Annotated in this window: 27 protein-coding genes; 17 read left to right on the top strand and 10 right to left on the bottom strand. The window is 47.1% G+C overall.

Going from position 1 to position 25,858, the window contains the following annotated elements:
• The first annotated feature begins 92 nt into the window (after positions 1-92).
• The 7 genes from ACKPVM_RS12955 to ACKPVM_RS12985 all read left to right on the top strand — a co-directional run bounded on the left by ACKPVM_RS12955 (position 93) and on the right by ACKPVM_RS12985 (position 3,293).
• On the top strand, positions 93-500 hold the full coding sequence (locus ACKPVM_RS12955) for a hypothetical protein (RefSeq protein ID WP_409309515.1): 408 nt from the start codon (positions 93-95) through the stop codon (positions 498-500).
• 150 nt (positions 501-650) lie between these two features.
• Positions 651-929 (top strand): Imm53 family immunity protein, encoded by a 279-nt coding sequence (locus ACKPVM_RS12960; protein ID WP_409309516.1) that lies wholly within the window; start codon positions 651-653, stop codon positions 927-929.
• Positions 930-1,202: 273 nt separating this feature from the next.
• Positions 1,203-1,793 carry a hypothetical protein gene (locus ACKPVM_RS12965; protein WP_409309518.1) on the top strand — a complete coding sequence of 197 codons (591 nt, stop codon included), beginning with the start codon at positions 1,203-1,205 and terminating at the stop codon, positions 1,791-1,793.
• Positions 1,794-1,862: 69 nt separating this feature from the next.
• Positions 1,863-2,159: a hypothetical protein gene (locus ACKPVM_RS12970; protein ID WP_409309520.1), complete on the top strand. Its 297-nt coding sequence runs from the start codon at positions 1,863-1,865 to the stop codon at positions 2,157-2,159.
• Positions 2,160-2,161: 2 nt separating this feature from the next.
• A complete protein-coding gene (locus tag ACKPVM_RS12975) occupies positions 2,162-2,554 on the top strand; it encodes a hypothetical protein (protein WP_409309522.1) in 393 nt (130 codons plus the stop codon).
• 27 nt (positions 2,555-2,581) lie between these two features.
• A complete protein-coding gene (locus ACKPVM_RS12980; RefSeq protein ID WP_409309524.1) occupies positions 2,582-2,965 on the top strand; it encodes a hypothetical protein in 384 nt (127 codons plus the stop codon).
• A gap of 88 nt (positions 2,966-3,053) precedes the next feature.
• A complete protein-coding gene (locus tag ACKPVM_RS12985) occupies positions 3,054-3,293 on the top strand; it encodes a hypothetical protein (protein WP_409309525.1) in 240 nt (79 codons plus the stop codon).
• Between the two features lie 36 nt (positions 3,294-3,329).
• On the opposite strand, the gene ACKPVM_RS12990 is transcribed toward ACKPVM_RS12985, so the two are convergent.
• The 6 genes from ACKPVM_RS12990 to ACKPVM_RS13015 form a co-directional block, all read right to left on the bottom strand.
• Positions 3,330-3,761, bottom strand: coding sequence for a hypothetical protein (locus tag ACKPVM_RS12990; protein WP_409309527.1), 432 nt, complete (start codon positions 3,759-3,761; stop codon positions 3,330-3,332).
• 28 nt (positions 3,762-3,789) lie between these two features.
• Complete coding sequence (locus ACKPVM_RS12995) at positions 3,790-4,143, bottom strand: hypothetical protein (protein ID WP_409309529.1); 354 nt, start codon at positions 4,141-4,143, stop codon at positions 3,790-3,792.
• Between the two features lie 101 nt (positions 4,144-4,244).
• Positions 4,245-5,495 carry a valine--pyruvate transaminase gene (locus ACKPVM_RS13000; RefSeq protein ID WP_409309530.1) on the bottom strand — a complete coding sequence of 417 codons (1,251 nt, stop codon included), beginning with the start codon at positions 5,493-5,495 and terminating at the stop codon, positions 4,245-4,247.
• Positions 5,496-5,677: 182 nt separating this feature from the next.
• On the bottom strand, positions 5,678-6,640 hold the full coding sequence (gene ghrB / locus ACKPVM_RS13005) for a glyoxylate/hydroxypyruvate reductase GhrB (protein WP_409309532.1): 963 nt from the start codon (positions 6,638-6,640) through the stop codon (positions 5,678-5,680).
• 166 nt (positions 6,641-6,806) lie between these two features.
• Positions 6,807-7,250: an N-acetyltransferase gene (locus ACKPVM_RS13010; protein WP_409309534.1), complete on the bottom strand. Its 444-nt coding sequence runs from the start codon at positions 7,248-7,250 to the stop codon at positions 6,807-6,809.
• Positions 7,247-7,810: a DNA-3-methyladenine glycosylase I gene (locus ACKPVM_RS13015; protein ID WP_409309536.1), complete on the bottom strand. Its 564-nt coding sequence runs from the start codon at positions 7,808-7,810 to the stop codon at positions 7,247-7,249. Before ACKPVM_RS13015 ends, ACKPVM_RS13010 begins: the two co-directional genes overlap by 4 nt.
• 243 nt (positions 7,811-8,053) lie before the next feature.
• On the opposite strand from ACKPVM_RS13015, the gene ACKPVM_RS13020 reads away from it, so the two are divergent.
• The 9 genes from ACKPVM_RS13020 to ACKPVM_RS13060 all read left to right on the top strand — a co-directional run bounded on the left by ACKPVM_RS13020 (position 8,054) and on the right by ACKPVM_RS13060 (position 18,443).
• Positions 8,054-8,860 (top strand): sulfite exporter TauE/SafE family protein, encoded by an 807-nt coding sequence (locus ACKPVM_RS13020; protein ID WP_409309574.1) that lies wholly within the window; start codon positions 8,054-8,056, stop codon positions 8,858-8,860.
• Between the two features lie 153 nt (positions 8,861-9,013).
• Positions 9,014-9,928, top strand: coding sequence for a glycine--tRNA ligase subunit alpha (gene glyQ, locus ACKPVM_RS13025; RefSeq protein WP_409309538.1), 915 nt, complete (start codon positions 9,014-9,016; stop codon positions 9,926-9,928).
• Positions 9,929-9,937: 9 nt separating this feature from the next.
• The gene (glyS, locus tag ACKPVM_RS13030; RefSeq protein WP_409309540.1) at positions 9,938-12,007 is read left to right on the top strand and encodes a glycine--tRNA ligase subunit beta; all 2,070 of its coding nucleotides are present in this window, start codon (positions 9,938-9,940) and stop codon (positions 12,005-12,007) included.
• Between the two features lie 810 nt (positions 12,008-12,817).
• Positions 12,818-13,534 (top strand): DUF3053 domain-containing protein, encoded by a 717-nt coding sequence (locus ACKPVM_RS13035; protein WP_409309541.1) that lies wholly within the window; start codon positions 12,818-12,820, stop codon positions 13,532-13,534.
• A 380-nt stretch (positions 13,535-13,914) separates the two neighbouring features.
• Positions 13,915-15,825, top strand: a complete 1,911-nt coding sequence (locus ACKPVM_RS13040) for a PTS mannitol transporter subunit IICBA (protein WP_409309543.1) — start codon at positions 13,915-13,917, stop codon at positions 15,823-15,825.
• Positions 15,826-15,862: 37 nt separating this feature from the next.
• Positions 15,863-16,006 (top strand): hypothetical protein, encoded by a 144-nt coding sequence (locus ACKPVM_RS13045; protein WP_409309545.1) that lies wholly within the window; start codon positions 15,863-15,865, stop codon positions 16,004-16,006.
• Between the two features lie 6 nt (positions 16,007-16,012).
• Positions 16,013-17,161 carry a mannitol-1-phosphate 5-dehydrogenase gene (locus tag ACKPVM_RS13050; protein ID WP_409309576.1) on the top strand — a complete coding sequence of 383 codons (1,149 nt, stop codon included), beginning with the start codon at positions 16,013-16,015 and terminating at the stop codon, positions 17,159-17,161.
• 164 nt (positions 17,162-17,325) lie between these two features.
• Positions 17,326-17,919 (top strand): MltR family transcriptional regulator, encoded by a 594-nt coding sequence (locus tag ACKPVM_RS13055; RefSeq protein WP_409309546.1) that lies wholly within the window; start codon positions 17,326-17,328, stop codon positions 17,917-17,919.
• 161 nt (positions 17,920-18,080) lie between these two features.
• Positions 18,081-18,443 (top strand): YibL family ribosome-associated protein, encoded by a 363-nt coding sequence (locus tag ACKPVM_RS13060; protein WP_409309578.1) that lies wholly within the window; start codon positions 18,081-18,083, stop codon positions 18,441-18,443.
• Between the two features lie 54 nt (positions 18,444-18,497).
• Here ACKPVM_RS13060 and yiiM read toward each other — a convergent pair whose 3' ends face one another.
• The 4 genes from yiiM to fdhD all read right to left on the bottom strand — a co-directional run bounded on the left by yiiM (position 18,498) and on the right by fdhD (position 23,829).
• Positions 18,498-19,187 carry a 6-hydroxyaminopurine reductase gene (gene yiiM / locus ACKPVM_RS13065; protein WP_409309548.1) on the bottom strand — a complete coding sequence of 230 codons (690 nt, stop codon included), beginning with the start codon at positions 19,185-19,187 and terminating at the stop codon, positions 18,498-18,500.
• A gap of 168 nt (positions 19,188-19,355) precedes the next feature.
• On the bottom strand, positions 19,356-21,248 hold the full coding sequence (locus ACKPVM_RS13070; protein WP_409309549.1) for a methyl-accepting chemotaxis protein: 1,893 nt from the start codon (positions 21,246-21,248) through the stop codon (positions 19,356-19,358).
• 851 nt (positions 21,249-22,099) lie between these two features.
• Positions 22,100-22,726: a superoxide dismutase [Mn] gene (sodA, locus tag ACKPVM_RS13075; protein WP_409309551.1), complete on the bottom strand. Its 627-nt coding sequence runs from the start codon at positions 22,724-22,726 to the stop codon at positions 22,100-22,102.
• A 284-nt stretch (positions 22,727-23,010) separates the two neighbouring features.
• A complete protein-coding gene (gene fdhD, locus ACKPVM_RS13080) occupies positions 23,011-23,829 on the bottom strand; it encodes a formate dehydrogenase accessory sulfurtransferase FdhD (RefSeq protein WP_409309553.1) in 819 nt (272 codons plus the stop codon).
• Between the two features lie 304 nt (positions 23,830-24,133).
• Between fdhD and exaC the strand changes: the two genes are divergently transcribed.
• Positions 24,134-25,669, top strand: coding sequence for an acetaldehyde dehydrogenase ExaC (gene exaC / locus ACKPVM_RS13085; protein WP_409309555.1), 1,536 nt, complete (start codon positions 24,134-24,136; stop codon positions 25,667-25,669).
• Positions 25,670-25,858: the final 189 nt, after the last annotated feature.

The raw sequence follows: 25,858 nt of genomic DNA on the forward strand, positions 1-25,858 counted from the left end.
ATAGCCGTGTGTTTTTATCGCTTTCACCCGCGATGGTCTGTCAGACCATCATCTGAACCTTCAAGATCTTCAGTTAAGCCATTAGCGTACCTATGATGAAAATAACGACGGGTAAATTATTCTCTACAGAAACACATAAACTAACGCTTAATGATCTGCTTAAAAGCGTTCCTGAGAATAATTGGAATTGGTTTCTCTATGAGATAGATGCAGTGGGCTGTGCTTTGTATGGTTTATCTATTCCTGACTTTGAAGCGTTGGTTTTATCGACGGATGATGGATTAGAGATGACATGGAATGACGTTAAATTATTAGCCCACTCACTGGAGGAAATAAAAACATTTTTTATTGTGGCCCATGCTGGCTCATTAGCCTATGAGTGCATCGATATAGATAATTTAACAAATTGTTTTGCAATCATTCATGTTTTTGATAGTTCATATTGGGAAATAAAAATAAAGGCTGAAAGTGTTCATAGCGATGGATGTTCAACAGAATAAGTAATGGTTGTTACTGTCCGTGCTGCTATGATGGTGGCAGGCAGACAGGGAAGTCACAGCGTGGCGGTAGCGTGTCTGGAGAGAGATAAAGGCCACTAGTGGTAGTGTTGAGTACAGTCAGGAGCCTATCAAGAATAAGGATAGTTTTGGATGAATGATGAATTGTTAACATACCTGCAAAACTGGTATCTATCAAAATGTGATGGCTCGTGGGAACACGCATATGGCTTTGATATTAGCACCATAGATAATCCCGGTTGGAAAGTCAGTCTGACGGGAGAAAAAAACAGGCGTAACATCGCGATCAATCATGATAATGGTAAAAATGATTGGGTTATAATAACAGCAAATGAAAATGAATTTAAAGGATATGGTGGTCCGGAAAAACTTATTTTTATTGGCGATAAATTAAAAGAATGGCTGGGGTGAATATCTAACCATCGAGCCTGGTACTATCCAATAAACGGTGATTTCTAAACTATACCCGTCATACTTCAAGTTGCTTGTGCGTTGGCTGCGCTCACTCACCCGAATCACTTACTCAAGTAAGCTCATCGGGATTAAATGAGAGACATCCTGTCTCTCACCGGAGGCCAGCCGTTGGCTGTTCAAATTCGTTCCCGACGAATTTGTCCCTCACTTGCCGCCTTCATGCAACTCGAATTATTTTGGGTATATATCGAACATCACAAGAGAAATGAAATGAGTGCTATTAATATTATTAAAGATTATCTTGAAGATAATCTATCGGCAAAAGCATTTCAGAAAGAGGTTTACTATAATCGTGATGTTGAAATCCTATTGTCAAAAAATATAGACATTCCTCCGTATACTAGCGCTGGAAATGCCTATCTTTATCTTCTTGAGATCGACCTGTTATCACCATCAGGTGAAATAAACGGAAAGGATTTACTTTCGTCATTTCTTAGAATTAAAGGTGTTGACTTTAACATTAATAATAAACATGAAAAAATATATGATATTCTACTCAAAGTAATACCATCATGGATTAGTATTGATGATAATTACTCAAGATATCTTATAGAAAAATATAAAGATACCGAGGGAAGAGAATTACAAGGGTTATTGACGCGTGAAATAAATTCATCGTTTAAGTTTTTAAAGAAAAAACCTAAGTGGCTGCAATCACCTAATTGGCCAATAAAAAATGATCGCCCCTTATGCTTTGTTGGACAGATTGACATATCTAATTTGAAACATGACACATCGTTTTTATACGTTTTTTTCGATAGTGAAAGCAATGAATATATAACGTTTGAGCAATCAATGTGATTAAGTTTCAAACCTGTTATGCGACGTATAGCATCGATGAATGTTATTAAATTAATATTGTGGGGCTCCATGCCATTGGATTTACACATAAAATATGATGACGAGCTATTTTATTTTGATATTAGCGAGTCTCTACACTCATCTATATTTTCAAATTCGACAGGTTGGCGTAGTTTTAAGTACTTAAGAAAAATAAAAGATTATTATCGTGCCGATTTATTGTTTAAGGATAACGATGCTGTTTCCTTTCTTAAAGAGTTAGTCTATGTTTGTGAAAAGAATGGATTAGCTAGTATTAAAATAAATGAAATAAAAGTAATTCTAAAAGAGAATAAAATAATTTATTTAAGAGTGAGTAGTGATTAATAATGAAAAAAGATGAGTTAGTTGATGCATTGAAAGAAAGGTTCCCCGACTTTGCTGAAACAAATGATCATGATGATGTTTATTTGCTGTATGGTTCTTTTGGATCTTTCTTTCTTGATGTAATCAATTTTTATATTTTGAATACATGTGAACCTAGAAATTATTTTTACTGTAAAGTTGAATGTTTTTATAAAGATAGAAAAGATCTTGATAAAGAGATTGAGAAGATTTTTTTGTTTGTTGATGAGTTATATATAAATGCTAATGCGGAAACTATTGATGTATTAAATACATGTATATTTGAAGCGATGATGGGTAATGTGTTTTGCGACGAGTTAGTCAAAAAATATCTTAGCAAAGCGGCCTGTCATCATTACTTTAAAATAGCTGGTTAAATATATTTAATCGATGAAGGGAATTAAGTGAACAACGAATGTTTTTATAAGGATGATGAAGGCATCTCCGTTAATTTAATTTTTGATGCTTGCGGTGAATATGAAGTTCAAGTCATTTATTTAGAATCTGAGGTGATGGATGAAAAATTAGTGAATGAGATTGACTCCATATTAAAGAATCAAGAGAAGATTTTTTCCTTATTGAAAAAAGAGATCTTATTGTATATTGATAGAAATTATAAGAATGGTGATTTTTGTTTAAAATTAATGAAAATCTATGTTTTTCCTGATATTGAAAATGAACTTGGTTTTATTTTTAGGTGGAATGGGGATACCGAACATGGCATAGGGGTTAGGATGTCTGGTTTGTCAGTTAAAAAAATTGGTAGCGCAGAGATGGCGTTTTTATAAGTAAACGTTGATGCATGCAGCGTGACCTTTCGTTTATATTTTTTTACTGATGGTCCGAGCAGACCATAATAAACAAACAGAGTGTAATATGAATAAAAAAGAGTTGAAAAATAGATTTATCAAAGAAAAAATATCAAGTTCAATCTATTCTCTTGAGGGCGGTTTACCAAATGAAAAATTATGCCTTGATGATGAAAATGGAAGTTGGGTGGTATATTATTCAGAACGAGGCATTAAGACGGGGATAAGATATTTTTCGACAGAATGCGAAGCATGTAATTATCTCTACAATAAAGTTATAAAAATTACTATTGGAGACGTGAAGTAGGTCGTCAGTGCAGGAAATGATTTTTGGGCTCATCACTCACGGCTTAAAAACACTCGGTAAAAAAACGGCTATCTCACCTATCTTGGCACCAATAAGTTCTTCCGGCAGTGGATCATCAATATCTGTGTGGATAATAATACCCTCTGTTTTTTTACTGATATATCCTTCATCACAATCATCATAAGTAAAAGAGGCTGGTATTTTTGTAATAGCGTCACCAATAAATATACCGTGCATCCCTCCTTGATATCCATTGTATGCCGTGATTTTATAAATATTACCATTGCGGACATCTACTGATATTGATATGTGATAATCAGGGAATTTATACCTCACCGAAAACATTGCATCTTGAACATATTTTACTGTGTATTTATCGAAAAAGTACTGATAGTCTACTATATTCTTACCTAGTGTTATTCCTCCTAATGATTTTGATGGGATAATGCTCGCATTAATATCAATCATAATTTGGCCTCTCCTAATGTTATTTTTTCTATTTACCATCTGGATTGATGGGGCCAACACCAATACCTGTTGGCTTGACAGAATGAGAACGAATCCATCCTGTAATCGACTCACCATTTTTCTTTAAATACATCATAGAAAGAAAACCATTATATTCGGAGTAAACGTCAATTCTATCCCCACGAATAAGAAAAATATCTTTAAGTTTACATTTTTCGTCTGGCGCGCTATATAAATAAGTGCGTTCTTTCTCTGTAACAAGATATCCCGAGTCGGAGTGTGGAAACAATATCTGTTTTTGTTCTGCAATGAGATTAACGTCTTCGCATAGGGCAAAAGAAAAAGGTGAAAATAGACACAAAATAAAGAAAATCTTATTCATATACTTTCTCCCCCTTTTATTCTCTGGATCACTGTTTTTACTCGAACTACGATCGTTGTTCGACTGACTCCCGTGGGGTAAGCCAGTCGATGGCATATTAGTTAGCCTTCTTGCATCGCTTTCTCGATTTCTTCCGCCAGTATCGCAATGCCTCGCTCAATCTTGTCGGGCTCTGGTACGTAATTCATGCGCAAACACTGGTGAGCGTGTGGCCATGCCTGATCCAGACCGGGGAAAAAGTAGTGGCCAGGAACCATCAGTACGCCACGTTTTTTCAAGCGCTGGTACAGCAAGTCTGTGGTGATCGGTAAATCTTTAAGCCACAGCCACAGGAATATCGCGCCTTCTGGTTTATGAATCAGGCATCGTTCTGGAGAGAGGTAACGTCGAATAATGGCGATTGTTTCACGTACGCGCTGTTGATAAAAGGGACGCACCACTTCATTGGATAGCCGCAGTAAATCGCCACGTTGGATCATTTCCAGCGCTAGCGCTGGGCCAATCGCGCCGGGAGACAGGCTAATGATGCCATTCATGTTACCAATTGCGGAGATGACCTTCTCATCAGCAACGACGATACCACAGCGTGAACCGGGCAGGCCCAGTTTGGACAAGCTCATGCACAGGATAATATTCGGGTTCCACAATGGGGTAGCATCGCTGAAGATGATGCCGGGGAAAGGCACACCGTAGGCGTTATCAATCAGTAGTGGAACCTTGTGCTGCTGAGCCAGAATATCAAGGCGTACCAGCTCTTCATCGGTTAGCACATTGCCGGTTGGGTTGGTTGGGCGTGAGACACAGATGAGTCCAATATCGTCTGTGATTGATAGGTTATCGAAATCGACATGGTATTTAAACTGGCCTTCCGGCAACAGCGCAATTTGGGGGCGAACGGACACGAACATATTTTCATCCAGCCCGGAATCCGTGTAACCGATATATTCTGGGGCCAGCGGAAACAACACTTTTTTCAGGTTGCCATTGGCATGGCGACCAGCAAATAAATTAAATAAGTAGAAAAAAGCACTTTGGCTGCCATTTGTTAGTGCAATATTCTGTGGTCCAATCTGCCAGCCTAATTCATCTCTCAGTAGATCGGCCAGTGCATTAAGCAGTGTATCCTTACCCTGTGGACCGTCGTAATTACACAGTGCATCTGTTAATTTCCCTTGTTCCAACATTTCCTGACAGAGTTGTTGGAAATAGGTATGCATTGTCGGAATATGCGCCGGATTGCCTCCTCCCAACATAATGGCACCCGGTGTGCGGAGCCCTTCGTTCAGATCGTCCATGAGTTGGGTAATGCCTGCATGGCGGGTGAATTTATTGCCGAAAAGAGAAAAATTCATAGTTTGTCAGTGAGTGTTCATACGTAGATAGGTGGCAACGATAGCGCTTGCATTATCCGTGTGCAATGTGGCTTAAAATTCACCAGTAGTTTTTTTAACTGTATTCTATTTATGAATGAGGATGATCGTCTAAAAAATGACGGCAATGGACAAGGCTGTTATGACAGCCTTGTCGTGAATACTTACTTCAGTATTTGCGGGTTGACACAATTTTCTTTGACCGTACCGGTGAGTGCGGCAATCAGGTTATCGACGGCACAGGCGGCCATATCATAGCGGGTGTCGTGGGTGGCAGAGCCGATGTGAGGCAGGGCCACGACGTTGGGTAGGTTGAGCAGTGGAGAATCCTTCGGCAAGGGTTCTTTAACGAATACATCCAGACCGGCGGCATGGATGGTTCCATCACTGAGTGCTTCAACCAAGGCATTTTCATCTACCACCGCGCCGCGACCGATGTTAATCAGGATGGCGCTGGGTTTCATTTTGGCCAGTTGTTCACGACCAATCAGGTTATGTGTTTCGGTGGTCAGCGGCAGAGTAATGCACAGGAAGTCGGACTCAGCCAGTAGCGTGTCCAGATCGCAATAGCGCGCATCAAAACGCTCTTCCGCCTGTGGATGTTGGCGACGTGCATTGTAGAGCACCGGCATACTAAAGCCAAAATGCGCACGCTGGGCGACAGCCAGACCAATACGTCCCATGCCGAGGATACCCAGCGTTTTATGGTGAACGTCAATACCGAACCAATCGCTGCCAATTCCCTCTTTCCATTCACCGGCTTTGACGCGTTCAGCAACGTCCACGACCCGGCGGGCGCTGGCCAGCATGAGGGCCAGTACCGTATCCGCAACGGTTTCCGTTAGTACAGTAGGGGTATGCATAAGAATCACCCCTTTCTCGTTTAACGCATTGACGTCAAAGGTGTCGTAACCAACGGAAATGGTAGAGGCCGCACGTAAGCGTGGAGCGTGTTGTAGGAATGCTTTATCGACTTTTCCACCGGAACCAATAATACCTTCGGCCGTCGCTAAAGCCGGATGATCGAGAGAAGGAAAGGCGTCAAGCTCAGTGACGGTGAAGTGTTGGTCTAAACGAGCGCGTAAGTCGTCAGGGACTTTTTTATACAAGATAACGCTAGGTTTCATCACAAACTCCAGCAGATTAAGGACGTTAACGTAGAAACAGCTTATCGAATAATCGCGTAGCTGGCAGAATACTGCAAGCGATACCGCCTCTGCATCTGCACAAGGTTAATGACGATTAATGAGGGATTTGCACGATCGGCATAGCGAGATTTGCATCGCTATCGTCTCATGACAAGCGGGCAGAATGCTCCCACTGCATGATTAGTGCTGTCGCTTGTGTATCCTGATTGACGTTTTCCTCAACGACGATAAATCCCTGTTTATGGTAGAACCGACAGGCTCTCGTATTTTGCTGATACACTTCCAGGCTGAGTAAGGGAAACCGTGCCTGAACATGCAGAATCAGTGCCGCACCAATCTGTTTTCCGTAATAATCTTGTTCGATAAATAGTGCGCCAATAAATCGGCTTTCCAGCACGCTGATAAATCCGATGATGCGTCCCTGTTCTTCATAAACCCAGGTTTGAGATTGGGGAAGATACACATCACGAACTTCTGCTTCACTTTCTCGCCAATAATCCTCACGAATGAAGGGATGTGCCAGAATAGTGCTCTTTAGCCAAAGTTGCATCAGCGGTGCGAGATCGAGATCGCGGTATGGGCGAATCATGACGCGCTTTCCTGATGGCAAAAACAAGCAGTGACATGATCGTTGACCAGTCCACCAGCCTGCATAAAGGCATAGCAGATCGTTGAGCCGATAAATTTGAAGCCACGTTTCTTCAGGGCTTTGGACATGGCATCGGAAACATCCGTTTTGGCAGGGACTTCTGCAAGCGACGCGGGGTGGTTAAGGCGCGGTTGGTGTCCGACAAAAGACCAAATGAAGTGCGAGAAGCTCTCCCCCTGACTTTCCATTGCCACCCACGCTTTTGCATTGGTGATAATCGCTTCGATTTTCCCGCGATGGCGGATAATGCCGCTATCCTGCACCAACTGATCTACGTCATCCTGTGTCATCTGCGCCACTCGTTCAGGGTTGAACTGGTGGAAGCAGCGACGGTAGTGTTCGCGTTTTTTCAGCACGGTGATCCAGGAAAGACCTGCCTGCTGGCCTTCCAGACACAGTAATTCAAACAGCTTTTGACTGTCGGTACAGGGTTTTCCCCATTCGTTGTCGTGATAATCCTGATATAAGGTGTCTTGTGTCACCCAGCCACAGCGTTGCATTTTTCCTCCTGATTTCGTTGATGCTGACCGTATGGTTTGTTGTCAGATGGTCTGCCGCAATGTGGAGCGATCATGGCATTTAGTAATCTGTATATGCAACCAGTATTCTGCGGGTGTGCTCGCAGATATGAAAGGTTGTTTGCGGATGTGGCAGAAAGTCGTGATGGAATCGTGAATAATGTTTCGCAGACAGATTTTGTTTGTTCGGACGATCAGAAAAATAATGAACAGGGGAATGAGGAAATGGCCGTAGAGTGGATAGCAGCCTACCTAGCATTAGGTGCCGTGGTGGGGTTCATGGCAGGATTATTGGGGATTGGCGGCGGTGGCATTATGGTGCCCGTGCTGACGGCGATTTTCGCCGCACAAGGAGTAGACAATACACATCTGGTGCATCTGGCATTGGGAACATCAATGGCGGCGATTGTGATTACAGCAATTTCCAGTTTGAGAACGCATCATCAGCATCAAGCCGTTTTGTGGCCTGTCGTGTTACAAATTACGCCTGCTATTCTGGTTGGAACGTTTGCCGCAACCTGGCTGGCGACGCTGTTGCCAACGCGAGCGTTAGCGATTTTCTTTTCCTGTTTTATGGCCTATGTTTCCCTGCAAATGGTGCTAAACATCAAACCAAAACCGCAGCGCCAGTTACCCGGTACCGCAGGTGTTTCGCTCGCGGGATTGGTGATCGGCAGTATTTCGGCGTTGGTTGCTATCGGTGGTGGTTCGCTGACGGTCCCATTCCTCACATGGTGTAATGTGCGTATTCAGCAGGCCATTGGCACATCAGCGGCGGTTGGGTTACCTATCGCGCTGTCTGGTGCGCTAGGCTACATGATTAACGGTTGGTCAAGTGCCGGGTTACCTGATTATTCAGTCGGTTACGTTTCATTGCCTGCGGTTATTTTGATTTCAGTCGTGAGCTACTTCACGGCACCAATAGGTGCGCGTCTGGCGCATCGTTTGCCAGTAGCGACGTTGAAAAAAGCCTTCGCAGCACTGTTATTGTTGCTAAGTCTGAAGATGCTGCACACCGTATTTATGGGTTGATCCCTATTGTCATGATCGTTGTGGACGACGCCCGTCGGCGAAAAAATCATCGCCGATATGAACTTGTTACCGCATTCTGGCTGTATATCTTGCACTCAGAGGGTATACTGGCGCATTCATTGTAAATCCACTTGTATCGCGTGCGAATCCAACATGCAAAAGTTTGATACCAAGACCTTCCAGGGCCTGATCCTGACTCTACAGGACTATTGGGCGCGCCAGGGCTGCACCATTGTTCAACCATTGGACATGGAAGTCGGCGCAGGCACATCACATCCTATGACTTGTTTGCGGGCACTCGGACCAGAGCCGATGGCTACCGCTTATGTTCAACCTTCTCGTCGTCCTACCGATGGTCGTTATGGCGAAAACCCGAATCGCCTACAGCACTACTACCAGTTTCAGGTCGTCATTAAGCCATCACCGGACAATATTCAGGAGCTGTACCTCGGTTCTCTGAAAGAGCTGGGCATGGATCCGACCATTCACGATATTCGCTTCGTGGAAGACAACTGGGAAAACCCGACGCTGGGTGCCTGGGGGCTGGGCTGGGAAGTCTGGCTGAACGGTATGGAAGTCACGCAGTTTACCTACTTCCAGCAGGTTGGCGGTTTGGAATGTAAGCCAGTGACGGGTGAGATCACCTACGGTCTGGAACGCCTGGCAATGTACATTCAGGGCGTTGACAGCGTTTACGATCTGGTCTGGAGCGATGGACCGTTAGGGAAAACTACCTACGGTGACGTGTTCCATCAAAATGAAGTCGAGCAGTCGACCTACAACTTTGAACACGCTGATGTCGATTTCCTGTTCAGCTGTTTCGAGCAATATGAAAAAGAAGCGCAGCATCTGCTGGCGCTGGAAAAACCGCTGCCTTTACCGGCTTACGAACGCATTCTGAAAGCGGCGCACAGCTTTAACCTGCTGGATGCGCGTAAAGCGATTTCGGTTACCGAACGCCAGCGCTACATTCTGCGTATTCGTACCCTGACCAAAGCGGTTGCGGAAGCCTACTATGCCTCTCGTGAGGCGTTGGGTTTCCCGATGTGTAATAAGAAAGAGAGCTAAGAGGCAGCCATGACTGACAAGACTTTTCTGGTGGAAATTGGCACGGAAGAGCTGCCGCCGAAGGCTCTCCGTAATCTGGCAGAATCTTTTGCCGCTAATTTCACGGCGGAGCTGGATGCCGCTAATCTGGCGCACGGTGAAGTGAGCTGGTTTGCTGCACCGCGCCGTCTGGCGTTGAAAGTGGCACGCATGAGTGCTTCCCAGCCCGATCGTGAAGTAGAAAAACGTGGTCCGGCGATTGCTCAAGCGTTTGATACTGAAGGCAAACCAACCAAAGCGGCAGAGGGCTGGGCGCGTGGCTGTGGTATCACCGTTGAGCAGGCTGAGCGTTTGACGACCGACAAAGGTGAGTGGCTGCTGTATCGTGCCCACGCGAAAGGCGAGCAGGCGCAGGCGCTGCTGGCTGGCATGGTCAGCACGGCATTGTCTAAGTTGCCGATTCCAAAATTGATGCGCTGGAGTGACAAAGAAACGCAGTTTGTGCGTCCGGTACACACCGTCACTATGCTGTTGGGTGATGAGCTGATCCCCGGTCAGGTATTGGGTATCGATTCCGCTCGTACTATTCGTGGTCACCGTTTTATGGGTGAAGCAGAATTTACGATCGATACTGCTGACCAGTATCCGCAGATTCTGCTGGAGCGCGGTAAAGTCGTTGCCGACTACGATGCGCGTAAAGCGAAAATCAAAGCCGATGCAGAAGAAGCCGCACGTAAGATTGGCGGCAATGCCGATCTGAGCGACAGCCTGCTGGAAGAAGTCACCTCGCTGGTGGAATGGCCGGTGGTGCTGACCGCGAAATTTGAAGAAAAATTCCTCGCTGTGCCGTCCGAAGCACTGGTTTACACCATGAAAGGTGACCAGAAGTATTTCCCGGTTTACGACAACAGCGGCAATCTGCTGCCGAACTTCATCTTTGTTGCCAATATCGAATCCAAAGATCCGCAGCAGATTATCTCCGGTAACGAGAAAGTGGTGCGTCCGCGTCTGGCTGACGCCGAGTTCTTCTTCAATACTGACCGTAAGAAGCGTCTGGAAGATCACCTGCCGCGTCTGGAAACCGTTTTGTTCCAGCAGCAGTTGGGTACGCTGCGCGACAAAACCGACCGCATTCAGGCACTGGCTGGCTGGGTGGCTGGTCAGATTGGTGCTGATGTGAATCACGCGACGCGTGCGGGTCTGCTGTCCAAGTGTGATCTGATGACCAACATGGTGTTCGAATTCACTGACACGCAGGGCGTGATGGGGATGCACTATGCGCGTCACGATGGTGAAGCGGAAGATGTGGCCGTCGCCCTGAATGAGCAGTATCAGCCGCGTTTTGCGGGTGATGAACTGCCGTCTTCTGCGGTGGCGTGCGCGCTGGCGATTGCTGACAAGATGGATTCCCTGGCAGGGATCTTTGGCATCGGCCAACACCCGAAAGGCGACAAAGATCCGTTTGCGCTGCGTCGCGCCGCCCTCGGTGTGCTGCGCATCATCGTTGAGAAACGCCTGCCGCTGGATTTGCAGACGTTGGCTGAAGAAGCGGTGCGTTTGTATGGTGACAAGCTGACTAACGCCAACGTTGTGGATGACGTGATTGAGTTTATGCTCGGCCGTTTCCGCGCCTGGTATCAGGAAGAAGGCCATAGCGTGGATACCATTCAGGCGGTATTAGCGCGTCGTCCAACCCGTCCGGCTGATTTCGATGCCCGCGTGAAAGCGGTAAGCCACTTCCGTTCGCTGGATGCGGCAGTTGCACTGGCGGCAGCTAACAAACGTGTATCCAATATCCTGGCGAAATCCAGTGATACGTTGAATGCTGATGTTAAGGCGTCGGTGCTGAAGGATGCGGCTGAAATTACACTCGCGACGCATGTCGTGGTGCTGACAGACAAGTTGCAACCGCTATTTGCCGAAGGTCGTTATCAGGAAGCGTTGGTGGAACTGGCTTCACTGCGTGAACCAGTCGATGCATTCTTCGATCAGGTCATGGTGATGGCGGATGACGAATCGGTACGTGTGAATCGTCTGACGCTACTCAGCAAGCTACGCGAGCTGTTCCTACAGGTCGCTGATATTTCAGTGCTGCAATAGTGATATATACCCAAAATAATTCAAGTTGCAGGACAAAAACGGCAAAGCGTTTTTGAACAGCGCTTGCGCTGGCCCCGAAGGGGTGAGGCCATAAGGCCGAATAACGCGGCAAGAGAAGGACAAATTCGTCGGGAACGAATTTGACCAGCCTTTGGCTGGCCTTCGGTGAGAGACAGGATGTCTCTCATTTAATCCCGATGAGCTTACTTGAGTAAGTGATTCGGGTGACTGACAAATCTGCCAGAGGCAGGTTTGAACGCCGCTTGCAGCGGCCCTTTAGGGCGAGGCCCACGACGGGCCGAGTAGCTCAGCCAACGCACATGCAACTTGAAGTATGACGGGTATAGATTGATCGATATCGGAGAGGATCCGGTATCGATCTTTCATGATGTGCCTGCGTGATGTTTACCGTTGGAGAGTTCTCCCAATACGCTCTCGGTCACGAACCTCAGTACGTATATGCGACTGAGTGGGCTCTACGTTTATCACTTTCCCTTCATCTGTGCTAATCCAAATATTGATGTTGCCTCGGTACTGACTCAGTACGTGACACTGACCTTTCATATTCCCCAAGTTCTGCATCGTTACGTGTGTGTTCCATGAGCCATAAAGTTTGGGGACTGAAAGTAAAATGTTACACGGAGACGAAAATGATTGATCCCTCTTTGCAAAACCTCTTGTCAGGGCTGGCCTTTTTCTGCACAGCCTGCTTGGTTCGACTATGCTTATGTCGTGGAGTATTCATTGCCAGTGCCTGTTTGTTTGTGAAACTTTTGGTTGGTAATGAAGCATATAAAACAGGAGCATGGGATGAGAAGAATGATGGCGTATCGTGTGCGTTGGGTATGGTCCATTTTTGTTGTGCTGGTGGTGTTACAGATTGCAGGGTGTGGCGATAGTGAAACCGATCAACGTAGGGCGTTTACGGATTTTGTGCAAAATGTCCAACTTCAGCAGGATGGGAATTTACCACCGCTAACGGAGGAGCAGAAGAAGCGCTTTGGAGCATTTGTTAACGACTACGCGATTTTAACGACCTTTTCTCAGCAGTTTAACCAAGCTGTGAGGGAAAGTTTGGTGCCAATGATGTCGCAGGTTTCCCATATCCGTACACCGAAAGATTACCTGTCTCAGCGTGATGCGATCCGTCAGTCTATCGGTGCCATAAATATGCTAGGGCAACATGTTCAAACGGCAAAAGCACAAGCCGACAGCGCTCGGCAGGCGCTGAAACAACCGGAAGAGTTGCAGGTTGGTTACGATCGTTTGTATCACCGTATCGTCACTCAGCCGACCAACACATTACTGCCAATTATCCCTATTGCCCTTTCGTTTGCTCAGAATCTGGTCCAAGTTGGGGACTATTTGCAGGCACAAGGCGATCGGGTGGTTTTTAGCGGTTCTTCGATACAGTTCATGACGCAGCCCCAGGTTACCCAATATAACAGTCTGGTTTCTGGCTTGCCTGCCCAGCAGCAAAATGTATTAAACGCACTGAAGTCGTTGGGTGTGATGATACAACCGTAGCAGTATGGCGAATGGTCAACGGAAATGGATAGATGAAATAAATTGTGACCAAAATCACATAAATAGAATAAATGACGACTCTTAAATTGTGATTTAAGTCACAATTTTCACGGTGTCACGCTCGGTACTCATGATGTATTTTTAGCTTTTAATCGTTTTTTTGTGAAACAAATCACCTATTTGTGGCAGGTGTGTGGGGTTGTTGTGTGATTTTTGTCACGCTTTTGCCATGGAGTTGCGGTATGACAATAGCGTGTTAGAGTCCGCGCTGCATATAGCAATACTGACGGAGATGTTCTGTGGTGCATTGTTATCACGTCGTCTCACGATAATTATCACGCGCTCTTATTGTCAGCGCGTTTCAATAGGGGTGTGTTTTTATGCTTTCACCAGATTTTAAGGTCAAAGTGCAGAATTTTGGGCGCTTTTTGAGCAACATGGTGATGCCCAATATTGGCGCATTCATAGCCTGGGGTATTATTACCGCGCTGTTTATTCCTACTGGCTGGATTCCCAACGAGACGCTGGCAAAGCTTGTCGGCCCGATGATCACTTACTTGCTGCCGTTGTTGATCGGTTATACCGGTGGGCGTTTGGTTTTTGGTGAGCGTGGCGGTGTGGTTGGCGCCATTACGACTATGGGGGTGATTGCCGGGGCGGATATCCCGATGTTCCTGGGGGCTATGATTGTTGGCCCGTTAGGTGGTTGGGCGATTAAGCGTTTTGACAAAATCGTTGATGGCAAAATAAAAAGCGGTTTTGAAATGCTGGTTAACAACTTCTCTGCCGGTATCATCGGTATGTTGTTGGCTATTCTGTCATTTTTGGCTATCGGCCCGCTGGTTGAAGTCTTCTCTCAAGCGCTGGCTTCCGGCGTTAACCTGATGGTACAGAATAACCTGCTGCCATTTACGTCCATCTTCGTTGAACCAGCGAAGATTCTGTTCCTGAACAATGCTATCAACCACGGAATTTTCTCGCCGTTGGGTATTCAGCAGGCGACTGAAACCGGCAAATCCATTTTCTTCCTGATTGAAGCCAACCCTGGTCCGGGTCTGGGCGTGTTGATGGCTTATATGTTTTTTGGCCGTGGTAATGCAAAAGAGTCTGCGCCGGGTGCGATAATTATCCATTTCCTTGGCGGGATCCATGAAATCTATTTCCCTTATGTTCTGATGAATCCGCGTCTGATTATCGCGGTGATTCTGGGCGGTATGACTGGCGTCTTCACGTTGAGCGTTCTGGGCGGTGGCCTGGTTTCCCCGGCTTCCCCAGGGTCAATTCTGGCTGTGCTGGCAATGACGCCCAAAGGTGCCTACTTTGCTAACATCGTAGCCATTACGGCGGCATTTGCGGTTTCTTTCATCGTTTCTGTGATTTTGCTGAAGAGTATGAAGCAAAAGAACGAAGAAGATTTAAGTGAAGCGACTCGCCGTGTGCAGGAAATGAAATCGGTTGCTAAAGGGCAGGGTACGCCGAACGCAGGTGTGAGCGGCGATATGAGCACCGTGCGTAAAGTTATTGTGGCGTGTGATGCGGGTATGGGTTCCAGCGCGATGGGGGCTGGCGTGTTGCGCAAGAAGGTACAGGATGCCGGGTTGACCAATATTTCTGTGACCAATAGCGCGATTAACAGTTTGCCTGATGATGTCGATCTGGTGATTACGCACCGTGATTTGACGGAGCGTGCTATGCGCCATGCTCCACAGGCTCAGCATATTTCGTTGACCAACTTCCTTGATAGCAATCTGTATAGCGATCTCACGGCTCGCCTGATGGCCGCTCAGGGCAGCACAACATCAACAGCACCTGCTGTCCCTGTGGCGTCGACAACTGAGTCGGCGGATCTTTTCCAACTGCGTGCTGAGAATATCTTCCTTAATCAACATGCTACGGATAAAGAGCAAGCGATCCGCTTTGCTGGTGAGCAATTAGTTAAAGGCGGTTATGTTGAGCCAGAATATGTCGAGGCGATGCTGGAGCGTGAAAAACTGACGTCGACATATTTGGGTGAGTCCATTGCTGTGCCGCACGGCACCATTGAAGCGAAAGATCGGGTACTGAAAACCGGCGTGGTTTTCTGCCAGTATCCTGATGGCGTACGTTTTGGTGATGAAGACGATGAAGTGGCTCGTCTGGTTATCGGTATTGCTGCACGTAACAATGAACATATTCAGGTTATTACCAGCTTGACGAATGCGCTTGATGATGACGCCGTGATTGAACGCCTCACGCATACTCACGATGTGCAGGATGTGCTCGATTTGTTGTCTGGTAAAAAGAACGCCTAATCCTACGGCACGGGCCGCCTTCGGGCGGCTTCTTTTTATGACGGGCGTTCTGCCCGTCACCCTGCGGGCCGTCGTACGCGACGTTGAAAATTTCTCCCGGAAATTTTTTATGACGGGCGTCCTGCTCGCCACCCTGCGGGCCATCGCACGCGATTTTTTATCTTTCGTTTTTAAAGGTTAAAGCATGATGAAAGCATTACATTTTGGTGCCGGCAATATTGGTCGGGGGTTTATTGGTAAATTGTTGGCCGATGCCAATATTGAACTGACATTTGCTGATGTCAGCCAGCCGTTACTTGATGCCCTGAACAGCCGCAAAAGCTATCAGGTGCGCATTGTCGGTGAACAAACTCGCCTGGATACCGTAAATAACGTTAGTGCGGTACACAGTGGTAGCCAGGATGCCGTTGCGTTGATTGCCAAGGTCGATCTGGTCACCACGGCGGTTGGTCCACAGATCCTGGAAAAGATTGCCGGGACGATCGCGCAAGGTCTGGATAAACGTTATGCCGATGGCAATTCGCAACCATTGAACATTATCGCCTGTGAAAATATGGTGCGTGGCACCAGCCAGCTTAAGCAACATGTATTGAAGTTGTTACCAGAGGCTCGACTTGCCTGGGTTGAAGAACATGTGGGATTTGTCGATTCTGCCGTTGACCGTATTGTTCCGCCTTCCGAGGCGGGTAGCGATGATGTACTCGCGGTAACGGTTGAAACGTTTAGTGAGTGGATTGTAGATCAAACTCAGTTTTGTGGTGAACCGCCCGCTATCCCCGGTATGGAGCTGACCGATAACCTGATGGCATTTGTTGAGCGCAAGCTGTTTACCCTGAATACCGGGCATGCCATCACGGCGTATTTAGGGCAGCAGGCTCACCATCAAACCATACGAGATGCCATTCTGGATCCAGAAGTTCGTGCAGTGGTCAGAAGTGCGATGGAAGAGAGTGGTGCGGTTCTGATCAAACGTTATGGTTTTGATGCCGCTAAGCACGCGACTTACATTAATAAAATTCTTAGCCGGTTCGAAAACCCTTACTTACACGATGATGTTGAACGTGTCGGCCGCCAGCCTTTACGTAAATTGAGTGCGGGCGATCGCTTAATTAAGCCATTATTGGGGACGCTGGAATATCAGTTGCAGCATGATAGCCTGATTATAGGGATTGCAGCAGCGATGCACTATCGTAGTGAACAAGACCCACAGGCGAAAGAGCTGGCTGAATTGTTACGGACGCTGGGCCCACAGGCTACGCTAGCACACATTTCTGGTCTGGATGCGAACAGCGACGTTGTCGCACAGGCTGTGAATGTGTATAACGCCATGCAATGATCCAGGTCCTGATAGACTCCTCACTTTATCCGGTATGCTATCCCCGTTAACGCGGGGATTTCCCTGACCCTATTAAAAGCGTCTGTTCACGAAAGTATGGCGGGTCGTATTGTAGGGCAAACCATTTGGGAAAGGGCCAGGCTGGTGAGTGCGTCTGTTAGAGAATGATGGGGATATCTGAGATTGAAGCAAGTGGGTCTGTGTGGGGTAAGGTACGAGAAGTGATGATAGAAGAGACACAGGCATTTGAAAATCGGGTTCTTGAAACACTGAATTCAGGGGTAACCGTACGTAGCTTTATGCTCAAGGCCGTTGACCTGCTGGCGGAGGCCGTCAGTATCCTCATGTTGCAGGTGTTTCGTAAAGATGACTATGCCGTGAAATATGCGGTTGAACCATTAATGACGGGAACCGGACCGCTGGGAGATCTTTCTGTTCGCCTCAAGCTCATTTATGGCCTTGGTATGATCAGCCGTAAAGAGTATGAAGATACTGAATTGCTGATGGCCCTGGGCGAGGAGTTGACCCATGACACGCACGAGTATCGGTTTACCGATGATGAGATTCTCGGGCCGATTGGTGAACTGCACTGCGTCAACACCTTACCCTCTGCGCCTGATTTACCAAGCGGCGGCGACCCTGCCGACCAGCTATTGATTAGCATGCAGCAACAGCGCTATCAACAGATGGTGCGTTCGACATTAGTGTTGTCACTGACTGAGCTGATTTCCCAAATTAGTTTGAAAAAAGCATTTTGAATCCTCTTCTCTGTTTTCGTCCACTGCGCTGGCGGGCTGTTTGGTGTATGCTTGCGCCCCCTATGATCCTTCAATGATGTGCCCGACATGATTGGCGCTACAGATAGCGTGCCGTGGACGGGGACGTGAAGAAGCCCGTAACGCAGACAGGTTTATCGATGATGAAAGAGCAAGAAAAAGCAGAAATTAAACGCCTTAGCGATCAGCTTGATGCGTTGACACGTAAGCAGGCGACGTTGCTTGAACAGGGCGACGCTGATGCAATCGCTGAGAATGTGGCGGCCTGTGAGAAGCTGGCGGTCGAAATTGAACGTTTGCGACATGTACGCACTCAGAAGTTGAGCCAGGAAGCACAGAAATTATCTCGTTTATCCTTCAGCCGTGCGATCACCAAGAAAGAACAGGCCAATATGGGCGCACTGAAGAAAAGCGTTCGTGGGCTAGTGGTGGTGCACCCCATGACGGCGTTGGGTCGTGAAATGGGGCTGAAAGAGATGACGGGCTATGCGCCAAAGCCATTTTAATGGTGATGTTCACTTTTACCTGGTCACCAATGTTTGGCGTGTTAATCACGTTAGCTATCGTGTATGGGTAGGGCGCATGCCTGTTAATCGGTAGCTAAAGTCTTCAATTTTTTCGTTAAGCAGTCGCATTTGCATGGTTTTACTCCAACTGGCAGAGAGCCCTGCCGCAGAGAGAAGACGCTGACAACGCCGTTGATCGAATGGCATGTGGAATGCGATGGCGATTGCCTCAGCAACGGATACGTTGCTGGTATGTGAGAGTAATTCCAGCGGTTGATTTGGCCCCACTTCCCCGGTTGAAACAACGCGATACAGCCAACCGCATTTCCCGCTGTTCTGCATGATTTCTGATAGATCATGAATACCAAAGTGATAATTAAGTTTGTAGCAGGGTGAGCGTGGCTGCGTAACTTGAATGAGAGCATTACCCCAGCGGAAAATATCACCGATATAAACATTTTCTTCCGTTAACCCAATGGTGGAAATGTTTTCGCCGAAAGCCGGTGCCTGAAAATGAGCGTGCAGTGTGGGATATTGGGCTTTCCAGTGATCATAATGCTCGCGTGGATAGTGACAAAGCGCCCGGTCAGGGCCGCCGTGCACTTTCTTCTCGGCCTGCTCATCGCCTTCTAAGCCCAATGCATTGAGCATCACCTGCTGTTTGACAGCGCACTTGGCGATAGCGCTGGGTGAACTGCCTTCATAGGGAAGAATCTTGCCAAGATAAATATGCGGGTAATACATCGCTGACACCTTCTGAGTGCGAGGAACTTGCATCATACACTGCAAGTGATTAAACGTCAGCGCGGGAGGAATAATCGATACGCAGCCCATGACGAGCTGCGTGAAACAATAAAATCAAAACGATAACGAAAAACTTATCCTGATCGGTGCGTTGGTTACCGCTCGTCGTTATTGTTTATAACCTAGTTGCGTTGGTGGTTGTGAGAAAGCGATACCCGCAGGTGTTGATTCATCACGCGCATTGGATAAACGGAAAACAGAAACAGCCTGTTTTAACAGGGTTGCCTGTTCTTCCAACGAGTCAGCGGCCGCCGACGATTGTTCTACCAGAGCGGCGTTCTGCTGCGTTGTGCTGTCCATTTCCACAATGGCCTGATTAACTTGGGCAATGCCACGACTCTGCTCGTCGGAGGCCGTGGCGATTTCACCCATAATGTCATGTACCTGCGTGACAGATGTGACGATATCATTCATGGTTTTGCCCGCATTGCTGACTAACGATGCTCCCGTTGTCACCTGATGGACAGACTCGGCAATCAAGCCCTCAATTTCTTTTGCAGCCTGAGAACTACGCTGCGCCAGATTACGCACTTCGCTGGCTACGACGGCAAAACCACGGCCCTGCTCACCTGCACGAGCGGCCTCGACCGCGGCGTTCAGCGCCAGAATATTGGTCTGGAAAGCGATGCTGTTAATAACAGAGGTAATCTCTGCAATACGCTTAGAGCTCCGTTCAATGTCGTTCATGGTTTTCACCACATTGCTAACTTGCTCACCGCCTTGTTTTGCCGTTTGAGAGGCACTGATAACCAATTTGTTTGCATGGTGCGCGTTATCGGCGTTTTGTTTTACTGTCGCCGTCAGTTCTTCCATGCTGGCAGCCGTTTGTTCGACCGCTGCAGCTTGCTCTTCAGTACGTGAAGATAAGTCGGTGTTGCCAGCGACGATCTCGCTTGAGGCGGTTGAAATCTGACTAACGCCGATACGGATTTCGTCGATCATGTTATGCAGGTTATCGTTCATTTTCGCCATGCTGCTCATCAACTGACCCAGTTCATCGCGACGAGCGGTTTTGATCGACATCGTGAGATCGCCAGTGGCGATACGTTCAGCCATATCAAGAGTTTGGCCTAGCGGAGTTGTAATCTGGCGGGAAATAAGCCAGGAGATCAGCAGACCGAGAGCTAATGTGATGAGCGCGGTAATGCTCATTTGAATTTCAGCAGAGCGAATATCTTGCTGGGTCGATTGTATCTGGCTGTTGAGCAGGGTTTCGACGGCATCATCTATCTGACCCGCGATGGTTCCCATTTGACGGGCAATGGCAACTTCTTCCTCATAAGCAGGCATATAAGCCAGTGCCCGTTCTTCGTAAGCGTTCATGATGCCGAGAACTGGACTCAGGGCTTCTTGTTGCTCTATAGGCAGTGCTTGATATAACGAGGCCAATGCTTTCTGGGCCTCATCGATAGCGTTTTTCAGTTCGTTTTCGGATTCCTTATCACGAGACAGAAGAATCCCACGAACGTGGTAACGAATGGCGGTCAATTTCTGGCTAAGCTCAGAGAATTGCAGTTGTAGCGCCAGGTTATCCCCACTGCTCTTTAATTGTTCATCAAGCTGTTTTAAATATTTACCCGTTTCTGAAATATTCCAGCTTTTTCGGATGTTATCCTTTTTATTCACCGCGGCGATGTAGTTTTGCTGAACTTTTCTGTATTCGGCAATGGTGTCGGTGATTTTTGCAAACATGGCAACATCGTTTTCTTGCCAGTGCCATTGTGCAGATTGAGTCACCATATCACTTATATTATTAATATGAGTGATGTTTTTCTGAATATCGTCCGGTTTGTAGTTTGCACTATAAAGGGCCCGATAATATTTGGCTTGATTAATTTCGTCACTGATGTCATTGCTAAGATTAACCTTATCAATGCTCTTTTTTAATTCTTCAACATGCATGACGCCAGTAAAGGCAATAATTAACGTCATAATCAGGATACAAAAGAAACCTAATCCTAATTTTTTACCTACTTTTATATTCTCAAATTTTATCGCCATGCTGTTTTTCCACTGTCTGGTGAGCCAAACCACTTATCCCCGGTATACCCGTCATACTTCAAGTTGCATGTGCGTTGGCTGAGTTACTCGGCCCGTCGTGGGCCTCACCCTAAAGGGCCGCTGCAAGCAGCGTTCAAACCTGCCTCTGGCAGATTTGTCAGTCACCCGAATCACTTACTTGAGTAAGCTCATCGGGATGAAATGAGAGACATCCTGTCTCTCACCTGAGGCCAGCCAAAGGCTGGTCAAATTCGTTCCTGACGAATTTGTCCTTCGCTTGCCGCCTCCCTGCAACTTGAATTATTTAGGGTATATACCTGTCATACTTCAAGTCGCTTGCGCGTTGGCTTTTATCGTTACGCGGACTTTTCATAGGTTTGTCCTTTTGGTGCCGCTGCCAGTCGCGTAACAAGGCACATGTGTGACTTTATCCTGAGGGGCTAACGCGATGCGTTGTTAAAAACGGTAACGTTTTGCCTTACAACTCAAATAATTAAAGGTATCGGTAAACCGTTAATTAATGAAAAACATTTGTATCATGAGTTCACCGTTTATCTAATGATATCGACGGAAAACCATGTGATAGAAACACACATTCATATCGGCAAGATTGGTAATAACTTTATCTTTCTATACCCGTCATACTTTAAGACATCGGTACGGTGATTTTATTATTCGGGTCATCATAGGGTCGTTTCGGGGAGACAACAGCGGCATCAATAGCCGTTTGAAATAAAAAACCGAGATAACAGTTAGTTATCCCGGTTTATGCGTACAACGGATATTATCCTTGAGGGGCAATATCAAAAGCCATCATCTCTTATCATCAGACATGACGGCGACGAAAAATATTATTTCTTCGCCTGAGCAAAACGGCTAGCTGCCTCATCCCAGTTCACTACGTTCCAGAATGCTTTAGTGTAATCAGGGCGGCGGTTTTGATATTTCAGATAATAAGCATGTTCCCATACGTCCAGAGCAACAATCGGGTAGCCGGATGCACCGGAAACTGCTTCGCCCATCAATGGACTATCCTGATTGGCCGTAGAAACGACGGCCAGTTTGCCATCGTCTTTCAGAACCAGCCAAGCCCAACCGGAACCAAAACGGGTTGCGGCAGCTTGTTCAAACTTTTCTTTGAAAGCGTCTACGCTGCCGAAATCACGTTCGATTGCGGCTTTCAGATCGCCAGTCAGCGTTGTACCTTGTTTCAGCCCTTTCCAGAACAGGCTGTGGTTAGCGTGGCCACCGGCGTTGTTACGCAAGGCTGTTTTTTTCTCTGCCGGTACTTTATCCAGTTGGGTAATCAACTCTTCAGCAGACAGGCTGGCAAGCTCAGGCAGGGATTCCAACGCTGCATTTGCATTATTGACGTAAGTTTGATGGTGCTTGGTGTGATGGATTTCCATTGTTTGTTTGTCGAAATGGGGTTCCAGCGCGTCATAAGCATAAGGCAGGGATGGCAGTGAATAACTCATGTTTAGCATCTCCATGGTTGTAGTACTGAAAAGGGTAGTACCGAATAAACGTTATCGTACTGAATCGCCCCGGATACGTCGCATCTCAGTACGTTCTGCGGTACCTTCTTTTGTTAGCACCGCGTAAGCATTACGTTCATTATAGTTAATTAAATGATATTGAAAATGATTATTCTCGTTTTACGCTTTAAAACCATCGGCTTTTAATCCTATGTAACAAGCGGTTATATCATTATCTCTCAGGCTAAAAATAAAATGGTCTAAGCAACGGTCATCCTTTTCTATCACTTTCTTAGTCGCTGAGGGTGAGTATAAACGGTGGAGCGACCCGGTCGACTGAACCCTACCAGCGTCAGATTACACCGTTCGGCGACGTCCACTGCTAAGGACGTCGCGGCAGAGACGGCAAACAGGATCTCGACACCACACATGGCTGATTTTTGTACCATTTCATAGCTCGCTCGGCTGGAAACCAGAACCGCGCCCTGTTGCCATGGCTGTTTTGCCCGCATGCCAAGTAATTTATCCAAAGCGACATGACGCCCGACATCCTCACAACCGCCTTGTAGTTCACCATCGGGGGTGACCCAAGTGGCGGCATGTGTACAACCAGTTAATTGTCCGATTAATTGCACGTTTTTGAGCTGGGTCAGCGCGGTATCAAGGTTGCTGAGCGAAAAGGTTTGTGTGAATGGCAACGAGGGGATCGGTTTGCCAATTTCGGACAGTTGCTCCACGCCGCAAACGCCACAGCCGGTACGTCCATCCATTGCTCGACGGCGTGCTTTGAGCCCGGCAAAGCGTCGGCTCGACAGTTCGATTTGTACTTCGATACCGTTGCAGACAGGTTGAATGTCTATTCCGTAGATATCCTGAGGAGACTCAATAATACCTTCTGATAGTGAAAACCCCAGTGCGAACGGTTCCAAATCCTTTGGTGAGGCCATCATAACAACATGTGAAATACCATTGTAAACCAGAGCAACGGGCACTTCTTCTGCCAGCCAATCGTTTTGTGGCTGAGACAACGAGCCTTGATGGCACACGCTATGTTGCACCGCGCCGATAGGGGGGGTAACCGCCTGTGAAGGAAAGTCTTTCATAAATAGAGAACTGTAAACCTGTGGCATAAAGACCGTGATGGCATTATTTCACCCCCTTCTGATGGATGCGAATTTTTCTCCACGAACGGTGAACCGTTCCGCAAGGGGATGTACGTCTATAGATGGCATAGATAATAAATTGTGCGTCAACTCGAAGAGTTGCCATTCTCCCCGGTTTCTCCCTGTCAGAAATGTGAATCCCTGTGTACGCTTTATCCATGCTCTTTGACTTACAACGCTTTTCATCTTGCCTCTATTTTCACTGCGGCGTGGCCGCGTATCGGACAGCGAAAAGGAGACCGAAATGGCACAAGACACCCCTACAAATCGGCTGACATCAGGCGAATATGGTTCTCTCAACCTGAAAAAGCGCTATGACAATTTTATTGGCGGCGCATGGGTGCCGCCTGATGGCGGTCAGTATTTTATTAACCTGACGCCCGTTACCGGTCAGCCTTTATGTGAGGTTGCCAGCTCAACGTCCCGCGATGTTGATCATGCGCTGGATGCTGCCCATAAGGCCAAAGCAGAATGGGGCGGTATGTCTGTACAAGCTCGCTCATTAATCCTCAATCGTATTGCTGATCGAATGGAGCAGAATCTGGATTTGCTCGCGAATGTGGAAACCTGGGATAACGGTAAACCTATTCGTGAAACCAGCGGTGCGGATGTTCCGCTGGCGATTGATCATTTCCGCTATTTTGCGGCTTGTATTCGTTCTCAGGAAGGTGCCATCAGTGAGATTGATGGTGATACGGTGGCTTATCATTTCCATGAGCCGCTTGGTGTCGTGGGGCAGATCATTCCCTGGAATTTTCCGCTGTTGATGGCCTGTTGGAAAATGGCACCTGCGTTGGCGGCGGGGAACTGTATTGTTTTAAAACCAGCAAAATTGACGCCGATGTCGGTATTGATCCTGATGGAGCTGATTCAGGATATTTTGCCACCAGGCGTCATTAACGTCGTGAACGGTTCAGGCAGTGAGATCGGTGAATATCTGGCGACGTCCAAGCGAATCGCGAAAGTGGCGTTCACTGGATCAACGGAAGTGGGTCAGCAAATCATGGGATATGCGGCTCAAAATGTGACGCCAGTGACGCTGGAACTGGGGGGGAAATCGCCCAATATTTTCTTCGCTGATGTAATGGATAAAGAAGACAGTTTTTTTGATAAGGCGTTGGAAGGATTTACGTTGTTTGCCTTTAATCAGGGCGAAGTATGCACTTGTCCGAGTCGGGCGCTGGTGCAGGAATCCATTTACGATCGTTTTATGGAGCGGGCGATTAAACGCGTCGAAGCGATTCGTATTGGTAACCCACTCGACAGCAATACCATGATGGGGGCTCAGGTCTCTTCGGGTCAGTTGGACACCATCCTGAACTATATCGACATTGGTAAGAGCGAAGGCGCTCGTGTCCTGACGGGCGGACGGCGTAAAGCCATGCCGGGAGACTTGGCGCAAGGGTATTATCTGGAGCCCACCATTCTGTTTGGTAAAAACAACATGCGGGTTTTTCAGGAGGAGATTTTCGGCCCTGTACTGGCGGTGACGACTTTCAAAACGATGGATGATGCGTTGGAGATTGCCAATGATACGGAATATGGCTTAGGTGCCGGTGTGTGGAGCCGTAACGGCAATATTGCTTATCGTATGGGGCGCGGTATTCAGGCAGGGCGCGTCTGGACGAACTGTTACCATGCTTATCCGGCACACGCCGCGTTTGGGGGTTACAAGCAATCAGGTATCGGACGTGAAAACCACAAAATGATGCTGGAGCACTATCAGCAAACCAAGTGCTTGCTGGTGAGCTATTCAGATAAACCAATGGGCTTGTTCTGATCTTTCTATACTCGTCATACTTCAAGTTGCATGTGCGTGCGGCCGTTAATTATTAACGGCCTTTTAGCTGCGTTTTGTTGACGTTTTCAGATTGACCGGACTGGTGATTGTGCCAGTGGAGAACAGACACTACCCTATACCCAAAATAATTCGAGTTGCATGAAGGCGGCAAGTGAGGGAATCCCGATG

This window comes from Pectobacterium hainanensis, assembly GCF_046237015.1.
GTDB lineage: Bacteria > Pseudomonadota > Gammaproteobacteria > Enterobacterales > Enterobacteriaceae > JBJYIN01.